At 63.2% G+C, this 17,246-nt stretch carries 12 protein-coding genes and 1 pseudogene; 5 read left to right on the top strand and 8 right to left on the bottom strand.

Features of this window, described 5'->3' with window-relative positions; all coding sequences use genetic code 11:
• The first annotated feature begins 17 nt into the window (after positions 1-17).
• Genes JOD47_RS06705 through JOD47_RS06695 form a run of 3 tightly spaced genes read left to right on the top strand, consistent with a single transcriptional unit; the run spans position 18 to position 3,261 of the window.
• Positions 18-1,109, top strand: coding sequence for a tartrate dehydrogenase (locus tag JOD47_RS06705; RefSeq protein ID WP_204533106.1), 1,092 nt, complete (start codon positions 18-20; stop codon positions 1,107-1,109).
• A complete protein-coding gene (locus JOD47_RS06700) occupies positions 1,106-2,272 on the top strand; it encodes a mandelate racemase/muconate lactonizing enzyme family protein (protein ID WP_239548033.1) in 1,167 nt (388 codons plus the stop codon). Before JOD47_RS06705 ends, JOD47_RS06700 begins: the two co-directional genes overlap by 4 nt.
• A 26-nt stretch (positions 2,273-2,298) precedes the next feature.
• Positions 2,299-3,261, top strand: a complete 963-nt coding sequence (locus JOD47_RS06695) for a 2-hydroxyacid dehydrogenase (RefSeq protein ID WP_204533105.1) — start codon at positions 2,299-2,301, stop codon at positions 3,259-3,261.
• 82 nt (positions 3,262-3,343) lie between these two features.
• On the opposite strand, the gene JOD47_RS06690 is transcribed toward JOD47_RS06695, so the two are convergent.
• Genes JOD47_RS06690 through JOD47_RS06665 form a run of 6 tightly spaced genes read right to left on the bottom strand, consistent with a single transcriptional unit; the run spans position 3,344 to position 9,832 of the window.
• Positions 3,344-4,156 (bottom strand): HpcH/HpaI aldolase family protein, encoded by an 813-nt coding sequence (locus JOD47_RS06690; protein ID WP_204533104.1) that lies wholly within the window; start codon positions 4,154-4,156, stop codon positions 3,344-3,346.
• The gene (hpaH, locus tag JOD47_RS06685) at positions 4,141-4,926 is read right to left on the bottom strand and encodes a 2-oxo-hept-4-ene-1,7-dioate hydratase (RefSeq protein ID WP_204533103.1); all 786 of its coding nucleotides are present in this window, start codon (positions 4,924-4,926) and stop codon (positions 4,141-4,143) included. Before hpaH ends, JOD47_RS06690 begins: the two co-directional genes overlap by 16 nt.
• 2 nt (positions 4,927-4,928) lie before the next feature.
• Positions 4,929-6,017: a 3,4-dihydroxyphenylacetate 2,3-dioxygenase gene (gene hpaD / locus JOD47_RS06680; protein WP_204533102.1), complete on the bottom strand. Its 1,089-nt coding sequence runs from the start codon at positions 6,015-6,017 to the stop codon at positions 4,929-4,931.
• 37 nt (positions 6,018-6,054) lie between these two features.
• On the bottom strand, positions 6,055-7,605 hold the full coding sequence (gene hpaE / locus JOD47_RS06675) for a 5-carboxymethyl-2-hydroxymuconate semialdehyde dehydrogenase (protein ID WP_204533101.1): 1,551 nt from the start codon (positions 7,603-7,605) through the stop codon (positions 6,055-6,057).
• A 27-nt stretch (positions 7,606-7,632) separates the two neighbouring features.
• Complete coding sequence (locus JOD47_RS06670) at positions 7,633-8,337, bottom strand: GntR family transcriptional regulator (RefSeq protein ID WP_204533099.1); 705 nt, start codon at positions 8,335-8,337, stop codon at positions 7,633-7,635.
• Positions 8,330-9,832 (bottom strand): fumarylacetoacetate hydrolase family protein, encoded by a 1,503-nt coding sequence (locus tag JOD47_RS06665; RefSeq protein WP_204533097.1) that lies wholly within the window; start codon positions 9,830-9,832, stop codon positions 8,330-8,332. Before JOD47_RS06665 ends, JOD47_RS06670 begins: the two co-directional genes overlap by 8 nt.
• A 240-nt stretch (positions 9,833-10,072) precedes the next feature.
• Between JOD47_RS06665 and JOD47_RS06660 the strand changes: the two genes are divergently transcribed.
• On the top strand, positions 10,073-11,965 hold the full coding sequence (locus JOD47_RS06660) for an FAD-binding monooxygenase (protein WP_204536496.1): 1,893 nt from the start codon (positions 10,073-10,075) through the stop codon (positions 11,963-11,965).
• A gap of 40 nt (positions 11,966-12,005) precedes the next feature.
• Here JOD47_RS06660 and JOD47_RS17480 read toward each other — a convergent pair.
• Positions 12,006-12,563 (bottom strand): annotated as a pseudogene (locus JOD47_RS17480) (EamA family transporter); the annotation flags it as partial.
• A 336-nt stretch (positions 12,564-12,899) separates the two neighbouring features.
• Here JOD47_RS17480 and JOD47_RS06650 point away from each other — a divergent pair.
• Positions 12,900-13,757: a LysR family transcriptional regulator gene (locus tag JOD47_RS06650; protein WP_204533095.1), complete on the top strand. Its 858-nt coding sequence runs from the start codon at positions 12,900-12,902 to the stop codon at positions 13,755-13,757.
• Between the two features lie 22 nt (positions 13,758-13,779).
• On the opposite strand, the gene JOD47_RS06645 is transcribed toward JOD47_RS06650, so the two are convergent.
• On the bottom strand, positions 13,780-17,238 hold the full coding sequence (locus JOD47_RS06645; protein ID WP_204533093.1) for a DEAD/DEAH box helicase family protein: 3,459 nt from the start codon (positions 17,236-17,238) through the stop codon (positions 13,780-13,782).
• Between the last annotated feature and the right edge of the window lie 8 nt (positions 17,239-17,246).

Genomic DNA, 17,246 nt, shown 5'->3' with positions numbered 1-17,246 from the left:
AGAACAAAGGACTTCACATGACAGATCCCAGCTACCGCATTGCCGTCATCCCGGGTGACGGCATCGGCACCGAGGTGATGCCACCTGCGCAAAGACTCCTCGAACTCGCGGGCCGGCGCTACGGCTTCAGCTTCGACTGGCGGGAGTTCGAGTGGGGCTGTGAGTACTACTCCCGGACCGGACGCATGATGCCGGAGGACGGCCTCGAGCAGCTCGCCGAATGCGACCAGATCTTCCTCGGCGCAGTGGGTTTCCCCGGCGTTCCTGACCACGTGTCCCTCTGGGGGTTGCTGATTCCCATCCGGCGCGCCTTCCGTCAGTACATCAACCTTCGTCCGGTCCGGCTGCTGGCCGGAATCGAAAGCCCTCTCCGAAAGGTGCCTGCCGGCGGAATCGACTTCCTGGTGGTCAGGGAAAACAACGAGGGGGAATACTCCGAGAGCGGCGGGCGCCTCTACCGCGGGATGCCGCAGGAGATGGCGATCCAGGAGTCCATCTTCACCCGGTTCGGCGTTGAACGCGCGATGAACTATGCGATCAACCTGGCCGAACAACGCAAGGGCATCCTCGCCTCTGCCACGAAGTCCAACGGGATCATCCACACGATGCCGTTCTGGGACGAGATCCTTCGGGATCTCGCCAAGGACCACCCGAACCTCACGGTGTCCGAGTACCACATCGACGCCCTCGCGGCGCTGTTCGTGCTTGACCCGGCCCGCTTTGATGTTGTCGTCGCCTCCAACCTCTTCGGCGACATCCTCACCGACCTCGGCGCGGCCATCATCGGCAGTATCGGCATCGCACCTTCAGCGAACCTCAATCCCGAAAAGGAGTTCCCGTCGATGTTCGAGCCGGTTCACGGCTCGGCTCCGGACATCGCCGGACAGGGAAAGGCAAACCCCCTGGGCCAGGTCTGGGCGGCATCGATGATGCTTGACCACCTTGGCCACGAGGACGCAGGAAGGGACCTGATCACCGCCATGGAGCACGTCCTCACCCAAACCGATATACGCACCCCTGACCTCGTCGGGACCGCAACCACAAACGACGTGGCTGACGCGCTGGTTTCCGCCTTCGAATCCTTGACACCTGCAGGAGTTGGAAAATGAGAATCGTCGAAATCCGTGAGCAGACCCTTCCGATCAGTTCCTCCATCCGGAACGCCTTCATCGACTTCACCAAGATGACGCTGAGCCTGGTCGCGGTGATTACCGACGTTGAGCGCGACGGGAAGCCGGTTATCGGTTACGGCTTCAACTCCAACGGCAGGTACGGCCAGGGCTCACTGATGCGCGAACGCATCATTCCCCGGATCATGGAAGCACCCGCCGAAGACCTGTTGGACGAGACCGGCGACAATTTCGATCCGGCTCTGATCTGGGACGTCATGATGGCCAATGAGAAGCCGGGAGGACACGGCGAACGGTCGGTGGCGGTCGGAACCCTGGACATGGCGATCTGGGATGCAGTGGCGAAGATCGAGGGTAAGCCGCTTTTCAGGCTGCTTGCGGAACGATATGGCAACAACAAGCCGGACAACCGGGTCTTCGTTTACGCCGCCGGCGGCTATTACCAGCCCGGGCGCGGCATTCAGGGGCTTCGCGATGAGATGCAGAGCTATCTTGACCGCGGCTACACGACGGTCAAGGCGAAGATCGGCGGTGCCCCGTTGGCCGAAGACCTCCAGCGCATCGAAGCCGTGCTGGGCATGCTCGGTCCCGGGCAGAGCCTCGCGGTCGACGCCAACGGGCGTTTCGACCGTAAAACCGCCGTCGAGTACGCGGAAGCGCTCTCCGCGTATGACTTGTTCTGGTACGAGGAGCCCGTGGATCCACTGGACTATGAGGCGCAGGCGGACGTCGCGGCTGCTTACGCCGGACCGTTGGCTACCGGTGAGAACCTATTCTCCATGCAGGATTCGCGCAATCTCATCCGTTACGGCGGACTCCGGCCGGACAAGGACTGGCTCCAGTTCGACTGCGCGCTCAGCTACGGGTTGGTCGAATACCTCCGGACACTGTCCATGCTCGACGAGAACGGCTGGTCGGCGTCCCGCTGCGTCCCGCACGGCGGACACCAGATGTCGCTGAATATCGCGGCCGGACTTGGCCTCGGCGGTAACGAGTCCTACCCGGATCTTTTCCAGCCCTTCGGTGGTTTCCCGGACGGAGTTGCGGTGGAGAACGGATTCATCACCATGCCGGATCTGCCCGGAATCGGTTTCGAGGGTAAGAGCGACCTGTACCGGGTGATGCGGGACCTGAGTGCCTGATGGGGTTCTCCCGGAGCCGCCCACTGGTGGCGGTCACCCGATCGTCCCTCCCCGGTGGGGGTATCGACCGGCTGCGTGAGCGTGCCGACGTCGTGCTCTGGCCGGACGACGACGTGCCCGCCTCCGGTGAGGCGCTCCGGAAACTCGCCCGCGGCGCAGATGCGGTGCTGGCTCCCTACGCGAAGGTGGACCGGGAGTTCCTCGAGGCGGTGCGCGGAAGCGTGCGCATCGTCGCCCTGCCAAGCGCGGGATACGACGCCGTTGACGTCACCGCTGCCCTTGACGCGGGCATTGTGATCACCAACGCGCCCAACGTGCTGCACGAGACGACGGCGGACACGACGTTTGCATTGATGCTTCTTGCGCGCAGGCTACTTCTTCCAGCGGTCGACGATCTGCGCGGAGGGGAATGGAAACGGTCCAGGTTCGACGAGCATCTGGGTCTTGACATCACCGGCGCCACGCTCGGGCTTGCGGGATATGGGCAGATTGCGCAGGCGGTCGCTCGCCGCGCTGCCGGTTTCGGTATGACGGTGCTGCACAGCCTGTCCCGTACCGGCAGCACCGACCTCTCCACGGCTGTGGGATGGGACGAACTGCTGGAGCGCTCCGACATCGTGTCACTCCATGTGCCGCTTACCGCCGAAACGAAGGGTCTTATCGGAGCGGGTGAGCTGGCCCGGATGAAGCCGACCGCCACGTTGATCAACACCGCACGCGGGCCCGTTGTTGACACCGCCGCCCTGCTTCAGGCCCTCGACGACGGCGTCATCCACTCGGCAGGGCTGGACGTCTACGATGTCGAGCCGATCCGGGATCCCGAGCATCCGTTGCTGCGCCACCCGCGTATCGCGGTACTGCCGCACGTTGGATCCGCCACGGAAGCCACCCGCGCACGGATGGTGGACCTCGCCGTTGACAACATCCTTGCGGTCCTTGAGGGACGCCCGGCGCTGACTCCAGTGGCCGAGATGAAGCAGGGCGGATAGCACGAACTTTTGTGCAGCTCTGGTGGGTTCCAGCCACTGGAAGCCACCAGAGCTGCGCAAAATTTCCAGGGTTGTGAGCCGGTCAGTAGCTGGCGGGGGAACCGCCGGCGGACTCTTCGGGTGCCGATATGAACTGTGCGGCGAGGGCCTCAGAGCCCCTTGCCAGCAGTGCGACGTCGGCGCCGACCAGGATGAAGGTTGCGCCGGCGTTCAGGTAGTGGCGCGCGGTGTCGGGATTGAAGGCATTCACGCCGGCCGGCTTGCCGGACTTCTTCGCTGCATCAAGACAGCGTTCGACGGCGGCACGCACCTCCGGATGCTCCTGCTGGCCCAGCAAACCCATGGAAGCGGCGAGGTCCGCGGGACCCATGAAAATGGCGTCGACGCCCTCTACCGCAAGGATGTCCTCCACGGCTTCAACAGCTGCTGCAGACTCGATTTGAACCGCCACGCTGACGGTTTCCCCGGCGCGGGCAAGGTAATCGGGGACACGGTTCCACCGGGCGGCGCGTGCCAGCGCGGATCCGACGCCGCGTACTCCCTCCGGCGGGTACCGGGTGGCAGCCACAGCGGCCTCGGCTTCCGCCGCCGAATGAACCATCGGGACGAGCAGGTTCTGCACGCCGAGGTCCAGGTACTGCTTGATCAGGACAGTGTCATTCACGGGCGGCCGCACCATGGTGTGCACCGGGTAGCCGTGGATGGCCTGCAGTTGGGCGAGGATCGACTCAAGGCCGTTGGGGCTGTGCTCGGCGTCAATCAGGATCCAGTCGAGGCCGGCCCCTGCGCACAGCTCGGCGATCAGCGGGCTGCCCGAACAAACCCACATGCCGGCGAGCGGACGGTCGGCCGTGGCCATCACGTCGCGGAAAGTGGTGTTCAGTGGAAGTGGCATGTCACAGCTCCAAGTGGTCCGTAGTCGGCGTGCACGGTGTCGCCCTTATGAACCCAGAGCGGACGGGTGAAGGAGCCTGCGAGAATAATGTCCCCGGCCTTCAAGCTGTCTCCGTGGGCGGCGATCTTGTTCGCCAGCCAGTGGACACCCGCAGCAGGATGGTCCAGAACACCGGCTGCGACGCCGGTTTCCTCCACGGTCTGGTTCTTGTAGAGGATGGCGGAGACCCAACGGAGGTCGACGGCGTCGGGCTTGACCGGACGGCCGCCCACCACCATGGCGCCCATCGCGGCGTTATCAGAAATGGTGTCCACGATGGTCCGGCCCTCCATCTCGATCCGGGAGTCCAGGATCTCGAGGGCCGGAACCACGTAGTCGGTGGCGTTGAGGACGTCGAAGATGGTGCAGCCCGGACCTTTCAATCCGTCCTTGAGGACGAATGCCAGCTCCACCTCTACCCGCGGGTGGGTGTACTTGTCCCACTCCACCGAGCAACCCGTTTCCAACACCATGTCATCGAAGATGGCGCCATAGTCCGGCTCCGTGATTCCCGTGGCCGCCTGCATGGCCTTGGACGTGAGACCGATCTTGCGCCCCACCAGGGTGCGCCCGGCTTCCTCATTACGACGGCGCCACAGCTGCTGCACGGCGTAGGAGTCCTCCACCGTCATGTCCGGATAGCGCGCGGTCAGGCGGGGAATCGGGGTGCGGCTGCGCCCTGCTTCCACCAGTTCGTCTGCAATGGCCTCAATCGTTGCGTCGTCCAGCATGGCTACAGCTGTGCTCCCAGCTTGAAGCCCTGCTCGGCGGCAGCACCGTCGTCGTCCTGCTTGCGGGTGTAGGAGAAGCCGTCAGCGCCGACGGTGACCGCCATCTCGCTCTTCTCCTCGCGCTCGACCACGGGTTGCGGGTTGCCATCGAGGTCCAGGACCAGGGAGGCCTCGGTGTACCAGGACGGCACAACCGGGTTGCCCCACCAATCGCGGCGCTGGTTGTCGTGGACGTCCCAAGTGATGGTGGGATTGTCCGGATCGCCGGTGTAGTAGTCCTGGGTGTAGATCTCGATGCGGTGGCCGCCCGGGTCCAGGATGTACAGGTAGAACGCGTTGGACACGCCGTGGCGTCCCGGGCCGCGCTCGATCCGGTCGCTGATGCGCAGCGCGCCCATCTTGTCGCAGATCTGGATGATGTTGTGCTTCTCGTGCGTGGCGAAGGCAACATGATGCATGCGCGGTCCGTTGCCGCCGGTGAGCGCCGTGTCATGGACCGTCTGCTTGCGGTGCATCCAGGCAGCATAGGTGACGCCGTCGGAATCCTTGATGTCCTCGGAGACGCGGAAGCCGAGGTCCTCGAGGTACTTCCGGCCGCGCGGCACGTCCGGGGTGACCTGGTTGAAGTGGTCGAGACGAACCAGTTCGCCCGCCGAGTAGAGGTCGTAGCGCTGGGTCAGGCGCTCGACGTGCTTCACGTCGTAGAAGAACTCGTAGGGGAAGCCCAGCGGATCCTCGACGCGGACTGAGTCACCGATGCCCTTGGTGAAACCGTCCTTGCGACGCTCGGTGCGGCACCCCAGCTCTTTGTAGTAGGTCTCGGCCGCGTCCACCTCAGCAGGGGATTTCACACGGTAGGCGAAGGCGGCAACAGCGGCGATCGGTCCCTTGCGCAGCACCAGGTTGTGGTGAATGAACTCCTCGAGGGGGCGCAGGTAGATGGTGTTCTCGTCTTCCTCGGTGACGTGCAGGCCGAGGACGTCAACGTAGAACTCGCGCGACCTGGCAAGGTCAGTGACCACGAGCTCCATGTAGGCGCAGCGGACAATGTCCGGAGCCGGGGCGTTGGGCGTGGGAACGAAGTTGGTCATGATGTTCTCTCTTCTTTGAGCAGGTGCAGGAAAGTTTCTAGCCCTCGTTGGCGACGGAGTCTTCGACGCTGCCGAACTTCGGCGTGTGCACAGGGCCGAGCGTGATGTGCACGGCCTGCTGGTCGGTGTAGAAGTCGATCGAGCGGTAGCCGCCCTCATGGCCCAGACCGGAAGCCTTGACTCCGCCGAACGGGGTCCGGAGGTCGCGGACGTTGTGACTGTTGAGCCACACCATGCCGGCCTCCACGTTCTGGGCGAAGTTGTGCGCGCGGGTGAGGTTTTGGGTCCAGATGTAGGCGGCTAGACCGTACTTTGTGTTGTTCGCGAGAGCCAGCGCTTCGTCGTCGTTCTCGAAGGGGGTGATGGCGACAACGGGGCCGAAGATCTCCTCCTGGAAGATCCGTGCTTCAGGCGCGACGTCGGCGAACACGGTCGGCGCGATGTAGTTGCTGTTGTTTAGCCCTTCGGGCAGATTCTCCGGACGCCCGCCGCCGGCGAGCAGCCGGCCCTCGGACTTGCCGATCTCCACGTAGGAGGCAACCTTCTCGTAGTGCTCCGGGTGGACCAGCGCGCCGACCTGCGTCTTCGGGTCATGCGGATCACCGACGACGATGGTCTTGGCGCGGTCGGCGTACCTCTCGCAGAATTCATCGTAGATGGCGCGCTCCACGAGGATGCGGGAGCCGGCGGTGCAGCGCTCGCCGTTGAGGGAGAAAACCCCGAACAGTGCGGAATCGATCGCGGCGTCGAGGTCCGCATCGGCGAACACCACACAGGGTGACTTGCCGCCGAGCTCCATCGACAGGCCCTTGAGGTTGGCGGCGGCGTTGCGGAAAATCGTCTGCCCGGTGGTGGTCTCGCCGGTGAAGGAGATCAGCGGAACATCCGGGTGCTTCACGAGTGCGTCACCTGCTTCCTCGCCGAGGCCGTTGACCAGGTTGAACACGCCGTCGGGCAGGCCAGCGTCCTTGAAAATCTGCGCCCACAGGGAAGCAGAGAGCGGAGTGAATTCGGCAGGTTTGAGGACCACAGTGTTGCCGGTTGCCAGCGCGGGGGCAAGCTTCCACGATTCGAGCATGAACGGGGTGTTCCACGGCGTGATCAGGCCGGCAACGCCGATTGGCTTGCGGTTCACGTAGTTGATCTGGGAGCCGGGAACCTTCATGGCGTCGTCGAATTGGGCAACGATCAGGTCCGCAAAGAAGCGGAAGTTCTCCGCTGCGCGCAGGGCCTGGCCCTTGGCCTGGGTAATGGGGAGGCCGGTATCAAACGTCTCAAGTTCGGCGAGGCGGGCTTCCTGCGCCTCGACGGCGTCGGCAATCCTGTTCAGGACGCGGGCTCGTTCGCGCGGCTTCATCCTGGGCCACGGGCCGCTGACAAACGCCTCACGTGCAGCGGCGACAGCGAGGTCGATGTCTTCCTTCTGGCCGGCGGCTGCGGTGGCGTAATTCTTGTTGGACACCGGATCCAGCACGTCGAAGGTCCCGCCGCTGACGGAATCGACGAACTTCCCGTTGATGTAGTGCTGGAGGTGCGCGGGCAGGTCCTGAGGGACGTAGTGGGTGGTTTCAGGGGCGGTGGACGTCATTGTTCTCTTCCTGACTACTGGGCTTCATTAAGTGGTGGCGGGTGCTTGCGCGAGGTAGGCGTCAAGAGTTGCGGATCGGTGCTGCCGGGCCGCGTGCTCGATTGTGTCCGCGTCAGCCTGGGATTCGATGAGCTGAAGCAGGGCTTCGTGTTCACGCACTGATTCGCGTGCGCGTCCGGGGACAAACCGGAAGGTTGAGGACCGGAGCGTTGCCAGCCGGTTCCAGCCGCGGTGAACCAGATCCAGGATGTGCGGATTAGGGCACTGCTCAAAGAGAACGCTGTGGAAATCTTGGTTGAGCCTTGTGAAGCGGACGGGGTCAAAGTGTTCAAGGCAGTCGCGCATCTCCTCGTTGACGGCGCGCGCCCGGGCGACGGTTGTGGAGTCGATCAGCGGTGCGGACAGCGCCGTGGCCGCCCCCTCCACGATGCTGAGCGTCTGCATCGTATAGAGGTACTCGGTCGGGTCGATTCCGGAAACTGTGGCGCCGACGTTGCGCTCGAACTTCACGAGCCCTTCGGCTTCCAGCCGCCGGATCGCTTCCCGCACCGGCACTACGCTGAAGCCGAGGTCTTCGGCTATTTTCGCCAGCACCAGGCGGTATCCGGGGGAGAAGGTCCCCTCCACGATGCGAGCCTTGATTGAAATGTATGCCTGCTCGGATTTGCTGCCGGGCTTGATGTCACCGGCGGTCTGTACGACGACGGCTGGCCCGAAGGCGATATCAACCATCTGATGCTCCTTCCGAAGCTGGGGCTGCCCACTCCTGGTATTTCGCCTTCCACTCCGCGTTCATCGGGAAAAGCCCGTCAACGCCGTTGCCCTGCCTGACCATCTCGAAAATGAAGGTCTCCTCCTTTTCCTGCCGGATGCAGTCATCGACGAGTTCCCCGGCGAGGGCCGGAGGGATCACGATGATGCCGTCGGAATCAGCCACGATGATGTCACCGGGCTGCACAGTGGCGCCGCCGCACCCAATGGTGATGTCCGTATCCCACGGGATGTGCCGGCGGCCCAGAACCGCGGGGTGAGGATTGGCGAAGTAGGTCGGCATGTCGAGATCAGCGACTGCCGAGAAGTCGCGGACTCCGCCGTCCGTGATGATGGCTGCCGCGCCACGCACCTGGGCGCGCAGGGCCAGGACATCGCCCACTGTTCCCGTGCCCTTCTCGCCGCGTGCTTCCATGACGAGGATCTCGCCGTCGTTCACTGAATCGATGGCGCGCTTCTGCGCATTGAAGCCACCCCCATGGGTTGTGAAGAGGTCTTCCCGATTGGGCACAAAGCGCAACGTGCGAGCCAGGCCCACTACCCGCCGGTCCGGGCGCGTGGTCTGCAGGCCGTCAATGCTGACGTTGTTCAGGCCGCGCTTGCGCAGCTGGGAGGACAGGGTGGCGGTGGCAACGCTTTCGAGCTTCTTCTTGAGCTCCGGCGCCAGAGCTTGCGTGGTCGGTTCCAGGCCGGCTGCTTCGCGGGAACCGTAGGCCTCTTCGCGTTGGGCGTCATCCGGCTTGGGCTGCGCGCCGAAGTCAGCGAACGGCGTGGTTCCCTCCACCACCCGGGTGGTGAGCTTGCCGCTGCTTGAGCTGCCTGCGGTGACCTCGATTTCGACGACGTCGCCCGGCTGGGCAACGGACGCTCCGGCGGGTGTGCCGGTGAGGATGATGTCGCCCTCCTCAAGGGTGAGGAGCTGGGAGAGATCGGCGACGAGTTGCGCGAACGGAAAGAGGAGGTCCTCGGTCGTGTCATCCTGCACCAGGTCACCGTTGTGCCACGTGCGAACCCGCAGTGCGGCGGGATCGACATCACTCGCGGGGATCAGCTGCGGACCGACGGGGGTGAATCCGTCACCGCCCTTGGAACGGAGATTGGAGCCCTTGTCTGCGTAACGCAGGTCGTAGACCCCCAGGTCATTGCTTGCGGTGACCCACCCGACGTGGTTCCAGGCGTCCTCGATGCTGATTCGGCGTGCCGGCTTGCCGATGATGAGGGCGATCTCCCCTTCATAACCGAGTAATTCGCAGCCAAGCGGACGTTCGACCGAGCCGGGGGCTTCGGCAGATCCCAACGCCAGCGACGACGGCGGCTTGAGGAAGTAGGAGGGTTGCTGGGGGGTGCGCCCACGCTGCGCGGCGCGGCTCGGATAGTTGATGTGGACCGCGATGACCTTGCGGGTGCGGGCAAGGAGCTGAGTGCTCGCTTCGGTGGTCCGGGACTCCGTCGTCATGCCGCGTACTCCTCGTTAGATCCAGCGATGTGCTGATGTACGAAATCGTATACGATGAGTCTGTCTTGTGAAGTAGGGCACGTCAACCCTTCGCCGCAGGACGGAAAAGCAGTTGTGTTCTGCATCATGTTCGTCGTACAGTTTTGGCACCGCCATTCAATTATAGAAATAGCTGTTCACATAGCGAACACATCAGGCGGTGGATTTCTGAAGTTTCACAAAGAAGTGAGTGAGGACAGCGTGCACTTCCACCATCACGGCTACGTTTCCGGCAATCCACGGGTTCAGGCTGCAGCCGGCGTCGGCGTGAACCGGCCCGAGGAATTGCCTGACGAGGTCGATGTCCTGATTGTTGGCAGCGGCCCGGCTGGCATGCTCGCCGCTGCGCAGTTGTCACAGTTCCCGAACATCACCACGCGCCTTGTGGAGCGACGGCCCGGCAGGCTCGCAATCGGGCAGGCGGACGGTATCCAGGCCCGTAGCGTTGAAACTTTCCAGGCTTTCGGGTTCGCCGAGCGCATCATTGCCGAGGCGTACCGCATCACCGAAATGGCGTTCTGGAAGCCCGATCCGGCCGATCCTTCGCGAATCATCCGCACCGCCCGCCCGGACGATGACCCCACGGGCATCAGCGAATTCCCACACCTCATCGTGAACCAGGCGCGGGTGCTGGATTACTTTGCTGAGTTCATGGCAAGCGCACCTACCCGCATGACCCCGGACTATGGGTTCGATTTTCAAAGCCTCGAGGTTGACGACGACGGCGAGTACCCGGTGACCGTCACCCTGCTTCACACCGCCGGACCCCGCGAAGGTCAGGAGCGCACGGTGCGTGCCAAGTACGTGATCGGCGCCGATGGGGCACGCAGCAAAGTCCGCCAGGCGATTGGATGCACGCTCGCCGGTGATGCGGCGAATCACGCCTGGGGCGTCATGGATGTCCTGGCCGTCACTGACTTCCCGGATATCCGGCTCAAGTGCGCCATCCAGTCCGGTGCGGGCGGAAGCATCCTGCTCATTCCCCGCGAGGGCGGCCATTTGTTCCGGATGTATGTGGATCTGGGTGAGGTGACGGCGCACACCAAAGGGGATATCCGCAGCACCACCATCGAAGAGGTCATCGAGAAGGCCAACGCGATCCTGCACCCTTACACGCTTGATGTGCGCAATGTCGCGTGGAACAGCGTCTATGAGGTTGGCCACCGTCTCACAGACAGGTTCGACGACGTTCTTCCGGAGGACATTGGAACCCGCACTCCGCGCGTCTTCATCACCGGCGACGCCTGCCATACGCACAGCGCTAAAGCCGGCCAGGGCATGAACGTTTCCATGCAGGACGGCTTCAACATCGCCTGGAAGCTAGGCCATGTGTTGGAAGGCCGGAGCCCGGAGAATTTGCTGTCCACCTACTCGGCCGAACGCCAGGTGGTTGCAAAGAACCTCATCGACTTCGACAAGCAGTGGTCCACGCTCATGGCGAAGAAGCCCGAAGAGTTCGAGGACCCCACCGAACTGGAGAACTTCTACGTCCGCACCATGGAGTTTCCCGCGGGGTTCATGACGGAGTACTCGCCGTCGATGATCGTTGCTGGGGCGACGCACCAGGAGCTGGCTACCGGCTTTCCTGTGGGCAAGCGCTTCAAGTCGGCGCCGGTTGTCCGGGTGTGCGACACCAATCCGCTGCATCTCGGCCACCATGCGACGGCGGATGGACGCTGGCGCATCTACGTCTTTGCTGACGAGCCGCTGCCTGGCAACCCGTCGAAGGTGACCAATTTCGCCGAGTGGCTCAGAAATTCACCGGAGTCACCGCTCGCTGCAACGCCGGAGGGTGCGGATATCGACGCCTGGTATGACGTCAAGGTCATTTACCAGCAGGACCACCAGAGCATCGACATCAACGCCGTGCCTGCGGTCTTCAAACCTGAAGTCGGGCCGTTCAAGCTGAACTATCTGGAGAAGGTATTCGGCGTCGATCCGGCGGAGGACATCTTTGAGTTGCGCGGACTGGACCGGGGAGGCGTCGTCGTCGTTGTTCGTCCGGATCAGTACGTGGCCAATGTGCTGCCGCTGACGGCAACGGCGGAGCTGGGCGAGTTCTTCGCAGGAATGCGGGTGGGCGCGCGGGTCTGAGCTGTGACCGCGACGCAGCGGCGACATTCGCGATGACAATGAGCGCGATCCCCAGAACTTCGGCGGGGTTCAACAGCTGTTGCAGGGCGACAACCCCGATGATGGCGGCGAACACGGGATTGGAGCTCATCAGTATCCCGAAGAGGTTGGCAGGTATATGCCGGAGTGCCACGAGATCCGCAACATAGGGGACCACGGAGGAAAGAATGCCAGCGGCAACCGCGTAGGCCAGCATCGTGGTGCTCGGGCGCGCCTCCAGGATGATGAGGACGGCGATGGGTGCAAAAGCGACGGCGGACAGCCCGGCCGCGACGGCGGTTCCCTCGATGCCGGGCACGCGGGTTCCGACCGTCCTGTTGAGCAGGATGTAGGCTGCCCAGCTCAAGGCCGCGAGCAGTGCGCATCCGATGCCGAAGTAATCCGAGGTCACTTCCGGCTTGGCGATGGCGACGACGCCGGCCGCAGCAATAGCACCGCATACCGCGCTCTTCCGGCTGCGGCGCGTGAAAATCGCGACTGCCAGCGGGCCCAGGAACTCGAGGGTCACGGCGAGCCCCAGCCCGATACGCTCCACTGCCGAGTAAAGCCCGAGGTTCATGGTTCCAAACACGACCGCGAGGAGGATGATCGGCCACCACTGCGCCCACGTGAACCGCCAAACATGCGGCCGGACGGTCGGCAGCAGAACGGCGGCCGCGATGATTTGCCGGAGCGCGACCACCCCGGCCGGCCCCAGCACGGGAAATGCAAGCGAACCCGTCGCGGCGCCGAGCTGATTCGATACGGCACTGCCCATCAGGGTTGCGATTCCCGTGGCCCGACCGGTCCCGGATTGCGTGTTCATCATGAGGAAATCGTGGACCCGCGTTGCCACCGGCTCACAATTCACTTCCTGCTCTATTGATGCACCCTACGCATCAATAGACTGCTCCGTATGGATATCGAGCTGCGCCAATTGCGATCCTTCATAGCTGTCGTTGAAGCGGGCAGCTTCACGGATGCAGCGATTGATCTCGGCATCTCGCAGACTACGGTGACGCGGAATGTCGCAGCGTTGGAGGCGGCTCTGGGAGTTCGGCTTTTACAGCGGACCACGAGGTGGGTTGACGTCACTGCTGCGGGGGAGCTGGCGCTGCGACATGCGCGGCGGGTCTTCGGCACGCTGCATGACCTTGAGGAGGAGATTCTCACCGGGAGCCGGGTGATTCGAATCGGGTATCCGTGGTCCGCGCTCGGCCAGCATACAGCGGAGTTTCAACGCAAGTGGCCTGCTTCATTCCCGAACATGACGTTGCAACTGGTCAAGACGAACACGCGGACTGCTGGGTTGTCCGAAGGGAAGACGGACCTGGGGATCCTGCGGTACCAGCCCGACGCGAAGGGCCTGCATCATGAAGTGATCGGCGAGGAGGCCCGATATTGCGCGATGGTGAGTGGTGACCCGCTGGCACGCCGGAAAAGTGTCACCCTCGCTCAGGCGGCGACTCTTCCACTTGCCGTTGACTTGCGTACAGGAAGCACGCGCTTGTCCCTGTGGCCGGAGGACGCCCAACCGACGATCATTCACACGGACGACGTCGATGATTGGCTCACCGCCATTGGATCCGGCAGTGCCCGGGGCGTCACGGCGGCGTCCACGACGCACCAATACCGCCGACCGGGGATCGTCTACCGACCCATCCGCGACGCGCCGCCGGTGCTGGTGTACGCTGCCTGGGTCGAATCCAATCCACCCATGGGCTGCCACGAAATCGTGGACCTCATGGCCACTTTGTACGGTTACTCCCGGTAGAGGTGTCCATTGCCTGGCTGCGTCAGCTCGCCCGCGTGGTCTCCCTGAACTGACGTAGAACCCCGTCGAGAGCGTCCAGGTCCTCTTCCCGGAATAGCTGCTCCGGACCGGCCGGTGCAAGGCTGCTGAACGGCGACTCATACAGCTGACCAACTTCCATCACTCCGTTGCGGGTGAGGTGCTGGACGATCATGTTCACGAAGTCGAGCTGGGACGCAGTGAGCGTAGTCCCGGCGATGAACTCCGCCATCGATTCCTTCACGGCCTCCGGCTCGAGTCCAACAAGCGATCGCACGAAGTAGCCGAGACCCTCGTGCGCGGCTCGGTCCAAGTCCTCCCGCGAGCCTGCGCCGCTTTCGAGAAGCAGCCGCTCCAGCTCCTCCAGATCCAGTTCGGTGAGCGGCCGGTTCCGGCGAAGGCGTTGGATGGTGGCATGGTCCAGCTTGTCCGCCAGATAGATGCGTACTTTCTCGCTGTAGCGCGCCATATCGACGGGTGCGACGACGTCGGGAAGCTCCACTTCACGGACCTCGCCGAGGACGTCCTCGAAGTCTGTGTAGACAACCTTCCGCCGTTTCTTCTCGATGAGATGAACAAGGGCACGCAGTTTGAGCCGGATCTCCTCCAACCACAGAGGATTGGCAGCTTCCCAGTGAAGCGGGCTCAACACGTCCTCAAGGAGACCAAGCTGGGCAGCGATCGCCGGGATGGTTGGCTGGTCCTGGAGAGCGGAGGCAATCTCCGTGATCTTCGTCCGGAGCGGTGGAAGCTTGCCGGGCTCGGTCAGAAGGACCAGCTGAGCGGTGAGCATCAGCTGATCGAACCGCTTAGCTTCCTCTGTGTCGCGTGGGGCCGCCACGGTGGCGAGGTCGCTGAGCTGGGACTCCAGCACCTCGATGTCATGCGGAGTAAGGTTTTGCCAGTTCTCCCTGCGTGAGAAACGGTCGACGTGCTCCAGCCGCGGCCGCACACGGAAGTTCTCCCGCGGAAGGTCCTGAACCACCCGGTGCAGCGACGTCCGCACGTTCGCCGCATAATCGCCGTCGCACTGAGTGGATTGAAGTGCCTGAAGCAACCGGACCCGTGTGATGAACGTGCGCTGCGCCAGTGGCTTGGCCAGTTGACCCTCTGACAGTGCAAGCCCGGCATTGAAGAACTCCGCGTTCCGGCAGATGTCGAAGATCAGGAAGTCTTTCTTGTGCTCACCAGGTCCATAAAGGTCAGGGGAGAGACGAGTGCCCCGCCCCACCATCTGCCAGAACTTGGTCTTGGACCGAACCAGCTTGAAGAACACCAGGTTCACGACCTGGGGCACGTCGATGCCGGTATCCAGCATGTCGACTGAGATGGCAATGTCCGGCTTGCCGTCGGTCCTGCCAAAGGACTCGATGAGCGTCGACGCGTAGTTCACGTCATACGTGATGACCTGAGCCATCTCACCCTTCTCGCCCGGATAGTTCACGTTGAACCGCTGCTCAATGAAACGGGCGTGGTCGCTGTTCCGGGCGAAGATGATGGTCTTGCCGATCCGGTCGCCGCCAGCCACGCGGTGCCCGCGCTCCATCAACACCTCAAGCGCTTTATCGACCGTGTCCTTGTTGAAAAGCCATTTGTTGACGACGGCGCGGTCCACCTCATCGGGAATCTCGCCGTCGTCGTCCCATTCTTTTGAATCCCACTCGTCCTTTTCCTGCTCGCTCAGGTCCTCATAGCGGATCCCCTCGTAGGGGAACTTGAGCGGCACTTCCATGATTCGCGGCGGGACGAGCCAGCCCTCGTCGATGGCGCGGTTCAGCTCATATGCGAAGGTGGGGACGTTGTCTTCGATGTTGAAGAGGGCAAAGGTGTTGCGGTCTACGTCGTCGGTCGGGGTGGCCGTGAGACCAATGAGGAACGAGTCGAAGTAGTCGAAAATCGCCTTGTACTTCTGATAGACCGAGCGGTGCGCCTCGTCGACGATGATTAGATCGTAGTGCCCAATTCCGTAGCGTTCGCGGTTAACCGTGCCGTCTCCCACCGTTTCGTCGATGAGGTTCATCATGGTCGGGTAGGTGGCCAGGTGGATGCGGCTGTCGGCGACTTTGTCCCGGCCCAAGACCTCCGGAGCTGATCCCGGGAGGTGGGTCTTGAACGCCTTCGCTGCCTGATCGACCAGCGCAACACGGTCCGCGAGGAAGAGGACACGCTTGACCCAGTTCGCCTTCATGAGCAGGTCAGCGAGCGCGATCACCGTTCGGGTCTTCCCGGTGCCCGTGGCCATGACGATGAGGGCACGCTGCTCGGCGTCGTTCTCAAAGGCTTGCGTCACTGCTCGGATGGCGGCGTGCTGGTAGTCACGCTCGACAATCGCATTGTCGATGACCGCTGCCCCCAGTGGTTTGCGGGTGGTGCGGCGGTCGACCAGGAGTTGCAGCTGATCGCGGGTGTGGAATCCCTGTACCTCGCGCTCGGCATAGAAGGCGTCATCCCAGATGTACGTCTGGTAGCCGTTGGTGAAGTAGATGATGGGCCGCTGACCGAAGCGCCGCTCGAGGCAGTCGGCGTAAAGCCGGGCCTGTTGGCGGCCGTTGTGCGGATCCTTGGCGGTGCGCTTCGCTTCGACGACGGCGAGCGGCAGCCCGTTCGCTCCCCAGAGCACGTAGTCGGCGGCGCCTTTGCCGGTGAGGGTTCCTTGCGCCGTGGGCATGGTGTCGACGGGATACTCCCGGACATCTGCGGCGGCAAGGTCCCAGCCTGCCCATTGGAGTTGCGGATCGATGAGGTCTGTGCGGGTGACGCCCTCGTCATAGTCGTGTTGGTCCGGCTCGTGCCGTCGCTGTGCCGTTACCAGCTTGATCTGCTCGCGAAGTTCCCTGAGCTCATCCTCAAGAGTGGCCTTCAGCTGGGCTGCTTCGCTGAGCTTACGGTCGCGTTCTTCCAGTTCCTTCGCGAGCGCCGCAACCTGCTCTGCGGTTTTGGGTACGACGTCGGTTGGCTGGGGTGGATTTGTTTGACCCGGTTTGGGTGGGGCCGGCATCGGACGATGCTGCGGCCTCAGCAGTGTCGGGCTGAACTCCAGGCCAGGCCGCGGACGGTTCTCTTCGACCCGTGAGTAGTGATGGGCGAGCCAGAAACAGGTCTGGAACAGTTCGCGGAGGATGGTCTCGGCAATCAGGACACTAACCGGGACGTTCGTGTGGACGGCCTTGTTCGAGATCTTCCGCACGGCATGCATCTTGTCGAGGAGCCGCTCGCCGGCGAGCTTCTTGAACGTCGGTTCGTTGAGCATGCCGTTGATGTCGTCTTTGTACGGCTGGTTCAGCGACGTATCTGCCGTGAAGATCCACTGCAGCGCGAATTCGAGGGTGCGGCGGGAGTAGAGGAGCGAGGTGCGCGGGTCGATACGCGCGAAGCGTTCAGCGTTGCGGGCTTCGGCGGCAATGTCCGGCCATTCGGCGCGCAGGAACGCGAAGTTGCTCTGTGCCTGAGCCGCGTCCCCCATCAGTGCCC

This window comes from Arthrobacter tumbae, assembly GCF_016907495.1.
Classification (GTDB): Bacteria; Actinomycetota; Actinomycetes; order Actinomycetales; family Micrococcaceae; genus Arthrobacter_D; species Arthrobacter_D tumbae.
This window is presented reverse-complemented; position numbering and strand designations above follow the sequence as displayed.

What these genes read in the sequence shown, in the direction of transcription:
- JOD47_RS06700 (WP_239548033.1), top strand. Translation starts at nt 1,106, where the DNA reads ATGAGAATCGTCGAAATCCGTGAGCAGACCCTTCCGATCAGTTCCTCC.
- JOD47_RS06665 (WP_204533097.1), bottom strand. Translation starts at nt 9,832, where the DNA reads ATGACGACGGAGTCCCGGACCACCGAAGCGAGCACTCAGCTCCTTGCC.
- JOD47_RS06645 (WP_204533093.1), bottom strand. Translation starts at nt 17,238, where the DNA reads ATGGGGGACGCGGCTCAGGCACAGAGCAACTTCGCGTTCCTGCGCGCC.
- JOD47_RS06650 (WP_204533095.1), top strand. Translation starts at nt 12,900, where the DNA reads ATGGATATCGAGCTGCGCCAATTGCGATCCTTCATAGCTGTCGTTGAA.
- hpaD (WP_204533102.1), bottom strand. Translation starts at nt 6,017, where the DNA reads ATGACCAACTTCGTTCCCACGCCCAACGCCCCGGCTCCGGACATTGTC.
- hpaH (WP_204533103.1), bottom strand. Translation starts at nt 4,926, where the DNA reads ATGCTGGACGACGCAACGATTGAGGCCATTGCAGACGAACTGGTGGAA.
- hpaE (WP_204533101.1), bottom strand. Translation starts at nt 7,605, where the DNA reads ATGACGTCCACCGCCCCTGAAACCACCCACTACGTCCCTCAGGACCTG.
- JOD47_RS06705 (WP_204533106.1), top strand. Translation starts at nt 18, where the DNA reads ATGACAGATCCCAGCTACCGCATTGCCGTCATCCCGGGTGACGGCATC.
- JOD47_RS06670 (WP_204533099.1), bottom strand. Translation starts at nt 8,337, where the DNA reads ATGGTTGATATCGCCTTCGGGCCAGCCGTCGTCGTACAGACCGCCGGT.
- JOD47_RS06690 (WP_204533104.1), bottom strand. Translation starts at nt 4,156, where the DNA reads ATGCCACTTCCACTGAACACCACTTTCCGCGACGTGATGGCCACGGCC.